The sequence below is a fragment of the Acidimicrobiales bacterium genome, from assembly GCA_036491125.1.
In the GTDB taxonomy this organism is placed as follows: Bacteria; Actinomycetota; Acidimicrobiia; order Acidimicrobiales; family AC-9; genus AC-9.
On record DASXCO010000146.1, the window covers coordinates 1 to 4,267 of the forward strand.

Sequence of the window (4,267 nt, forward strand, 5' to 3'; positions counted from 1 at the left end):
CCCACCTGGGTCTGGTGGGCGACACCTACACGATCGTGGTCGGCGGCAGCGACACGAACGGCAGGTACACGCTGATCGACATGCACGTCCCGCCAGGTGGTGGTCCGCCCCCGCACCGCCACGACTTCGAAGAAATGTTCACCGTCCTCGATGGCGAGGTCGAGGTGACATTCCGAGGTGAGAGCATCACGGCCCGAGCCGGGGAAACGATCAACGTGCCGGCGAACGCCCCCCACGGGTTCCGCAACGCCGGCAACGGTCCGTCGCGGCTGCTATGTCTTTGTGCCCCGGCCGGCCAAGACGAGTTCTTTTCCCTTGTCGGGCAACCGGTGGCGAGCCGCACCGCGCCGCCGCCACCCCTCGACCCGACGGCCCAGGCCGCCTTCATGGCCAGGGTGCGATCGCTGGCCCCCCAGTACCGCACCGAGCTACCGCCACCGCCGGGGAGCAACACGTGAGCCTGGAGCTCGACCCCGAGGTCGCCGCTACCCTCAAATCCATTGCCGACCACCGCGGGCCACCGCCCCCGCCACCGCCGGTCGGTGACATCGAAAACCGACGTAGCGCCCTCAACGCCATGCTGGCCTGGGCCAACAACACCGCTCAGCCGATCGCCGAGGTGGTCGAGACCACCGACCACCAGCTCACCGTCGCCGACGGCACCATGATCCTGGCCCGCTGGTATCGCTTGCCCTCGAGTCGCAGTCGCGCTGCGGTGCTGTACCTCCACGGCGGCGGCATGATCCTGGGCTCGGTGCCGATCTTCGACGGCCCGGTTTCCCGCTACGTCGCGCACACCGGCGTCTCGATGCTGTCGGTCGAGTATCGGCTCGCGCCCGAGCACCCGTACCCGACCCCGGTCGAGGACGCCTATGCGGGACTGGTCTGGCTGGCGGACCACGCGGCAGAGCTCGGCGTCGACCCGGAGCGCATCGCGGTCATGGGTGACAGCGCCGGCGGAGGCCTCGCGGCCGCCGTCGCCATCCTCAGCCGCGATCGCCGCGGCCCGCCTCTCGCACGCCAGATCCTGCTGTACCCCATGCTCGACGACCGAACGACCACCCCCGACCCCGAGATCGTCCCCTTCGCCGGCTGGACCTACAACGACAACGTCACCGGCTGGAGCGCCCTGCTCGGCGAGAGGTTCGGCAGCACAGTTGTCGATCCGACAGCCGCCCCCTCCCGACTCACCGACGCCACCGCCCTTCCACCGGCCTACGTCGAGGTCGGCCAACTCGACATCTTCCGCGATGAGGACATCACCTACGCGCTGACTCTCAGCCACGCCGGGGTACCAGTCGAACTGCACTCGCACCCCGGCGTCCCACATGAGTACGACGCCATCGCGTTCGATGCCGACGTCTCGCGCCGCGCCCTTGCCGACCGCCACCGCGTGCTGAAAAGCATATGAGACACCAAACAGGCGTCTAGCTCGCCGGCGTCGACACCGGCCTGATAGCCACGTTGGCAGATGGATACCCAGCGAGCACCATTCGGGATGACCGAGCGATGCCTCCCCGGAGCCGCGATGGCAATCCCTGTTAGAGCTCCGCCTACGCCTGATCATCTGGTCTCGTTCACACGCGTCCAGCCATCAAAGAGCGCTGCCAGACGACCGGACTCGGGCTGCTTGACCTGCTCGTCCTACCGCCCCACAGCGGCCAGGGCCGTGACTATCTCCAAATGTTCCCTGGACCGGAGCATCGCCCTCGCCCGGATGTGCCCTCTCACAGGGACGGTGGAGATGTGGCGGGGAGGGAAAGCAGAACAGCGCGCCGAACGCTCCACCGGGTTTCTCGGGGCTCCCGCCTGGCCACCGCGGCCGGTTGTGACCCGCGTTGACCTTGGGAAGCCGTTGGGGCACACTTTCTCCACGGCAGGACTGTCATCGGGGGGAGGCCAGGCGACCATGGTTCAGGTTTGCGCTATTTGGTCGCACGCGCCTTCGGCCAAGCGGGCGATCCCGTCGACAACGAGCCACCGGAGGGCTTTCTGCATACGCCGGCCCCCTTCGGTGGCTTCGGGCGTCGGATCGCACAGCTCGATCACCCCTCCTCGCGACGACCGCCACTCGCGATCTACGGTGGGCCCGTCTCGCGACGTCCGGTGATCCAGACCGTGGTTCTTCCACTCGATATTCGTGGTTATCGGATGTCGTCGGCGAGGCGGGGCAACGCCGATCTTGGGGCTATCGAATGCCGGCGAAAGGACTGATGATGGCAAACCAGCGCTATGCCTTCGACAACGCCCTCTCCGTCCAAGCCGAGCGTCTGTGCACCCTCGAGGCTGTCTTCGACGAGCAGACGATCGGGCAGCTGGAGGCCCGTAGCGTCCAGCCCGGGTGGCGGTGCCTGGAGATCGGGGCCGGTGGCGGCTCCATCGCCTCGTGGCTGTGCAATCGGGTGGAGCCCGGAGGAACGGTCGTGGCCACCGATCTGGACACCACCCACTTGGGAGATCTCGACCATCACAACCTCGATGTCCAGGTCCACGACGTAATCCACGACAAGCTGCCAGAGGCCGAGTTCGATCTCGTTCATCTGCGGCTCGTGGCGGCCTGGTTGCCAAAGCCGCGGGCCGCCGTGGAGCGGATCGTCGACGCCCTCAAACCGGGCGGATGGCTCTTGGCCGAGGAGCTCGACTTCGTCTCCGCTGTGCCCGGCCCATGCCTGGATACTCAGGCGGAGGCCCTACTGGGTCGCATCGTTGTCGCCCACAACGCCTGCTTGAGTTCTGAGTCCAGCTTCGACCCGTTCTACGGCCGCCGCCTGGCCGAGGACCTTTCGGATGCCGGCCTGGTCGACGTTGGCTGTGCCGGCCACGTCTCGATGTGGCGCGGAGGCCAACCGGGAGGACGCCTGTGGCAGCTCACCCTCGCGCAGTTGCGGGACGGCATGATCAAGACGGGCGAGGTCACAGCCGCGGAGATCGACCACGCCATCGAGCTGTTCGGTCGCGACAGCGTGAGCCTGCTGTCCCCGGTGACGATGGGGGCATGGGGTCGCCGCGCCGAAGGCCTCTAACCCCATCGGTCACGACGGACAGGCGATGGTTCTTACACCGACTGGGGTGGCGGTCGACAGCAGCCACATCTACTGGACCCAGCCCAACGACAACAGGATCGGGCAGGCCAACCTCGACGGCACCGGGGTCAACCAGACCTTCATCACCGGCGCCGACGACCCGGATGGGGTGGCGGTCAGCGGCTGAGTCCTCCTTCCGTCCTGCCGCCTCGCTTCGATGGCCCACTGTCCGGCAGACGTAGCCGAACGGCCGTTCGAGTCTGGGGGATCCCACCGGTCATTGCAACGCCTCAATTGGCTAGCTGCCAGGAGGTGAAGTGCATGCCGGGAACGCCTCGGCATCTCCTAGGTGGTGGTCTTCGACACCGCGATCGACGACATGACACGGGTGGTGCAGCAGCTGGCAGGCACCTGACCTGCGATCTCCTCCGCATAAGGAGCCTCACCACGGGCGGTATGGGGCGAAGGCTCGTTCGGTTCAAGGTGAATGTTTCAGGGCAGGTGTGCTGGCGTCGATCTGTCCGTCTGGGGATAGCCTCGCCTGGCTCTGCGCCTGCCTCCCAGCGGTCAGATGTGACGGGCGCCCAATAGGCGGTTCCGGTGGCGGAACCTGTACACTCGTCCCACTCGTCGGCAGTTCGTCGACTTGAGGTCACCTCGAGGTTCGCTGTTTCGAGAAGGCCTGTCCCCTCGAACCAGGAGCTTCCCCCGTGTCTTCCTTCCGCGAGCTGGGCGTGACTGCCGAGCTCTCCGACAGCCTCGTCGCCCGCGGCATCACCGCGCCCTTTCCGATCCAGGCCGCCACGCTGCCCGACGCCCTCGCCGGGCGCGACGTCTGCGGCCGTGCCCCCACCGGCTCCGGCAAGACGCTGGCGTTCGGGCTCGCCATCGCCGCCCGCAAGGAGGTCGCCGACCCCCGTCAGCCGTGGGGGCTCGTCCTGGTCCCCACGCGCGAGCTCGCCGCCCAGGTCCGTGACGAGCTGACCCTGCTGCTGCGCCCCGCCCGAGCGTCGGTCGTCGCTGTCTACGGCGGCACCGGCTACCAGCACCAGCGACGGGCGCTGAACAAGGGTGTCGACGTTGTCGTCGCCTGCCCTGGCCGCCTGGAGGACCTGCTGGCCAACGGCGATCTCACCCTCGATGCGGTGAAGGTCGCCGTCCTCGACGAGGCCGACCGCATGGCCGACATGGGCTTCGTCCCCGCCGTCCGCCGCATCCTCGACCTCACCCCGAACATCCGGCAG

At 67.7% G+C, this 4,267-nt stretch carries 5 protein-coding genes; all 5 read left to right on the forward strand.

Annotated elements, in window-relative coordinates:
* The coding region (locus VGF64_11600) for a cupin domain-containing protein (protein HEY1635395.1) at positions 1–458 on the forward strand (458 nt) is incomplete at its 5' end.
* Positions 455–1,411, forward strand: a complete 957-nt coding sequence (locus VGF64_11605; protein ID HEY1635396.1) for an alpha/beta hydrolase — start codon at positions 455–457, stop codon at positions 1,409–1,411. The genes VGF64_11600 and VGF64_11605, both read left to right, overlap by 4 nt.
* Before the next feature lie 802 nt (positions 1,412–2,213).
* Positions 2,214–3,023, forward strand: a complete 810-nt coding sequence (locus VGF64_11610; protein ID HEY1635397.1) for a methyltransferase domain-containing protein — start codon at positions 2,214–2,216, stop codon at positions 3,021–3,023.
* 46 nt (positions 3,024–3,069) lie between these two features.
* Positions 3,070–3,210, forward strand: a complete 141-nt coding sequence (locus tag VGF64_11615) for a hypothetical protein (GenBank protein ID HEY1635398.1) — start codon at positions 3,070–3,072, stop codon at positions 3,208–3,210.
* A gap of 523 nt (positions 3,211–3,733) precedes the next feature.
* Positions 3,734–4,267: DEAD/DEAH box helicase (locus VGF64_11620; GenBank protein ID HEY1635399.1), on the forward strand; the 534-nt coding region annotated here is incomplete at its 3' end.

Coding starts and splice junctions, on each gene's coding strand:
- VGF64_11610 (HEY1635397.1), top strand. CDS start 2,214: ATGATGGCAAACCAGCGCTATGCCTTCGACAACGCCCTCTCCGTCCAA.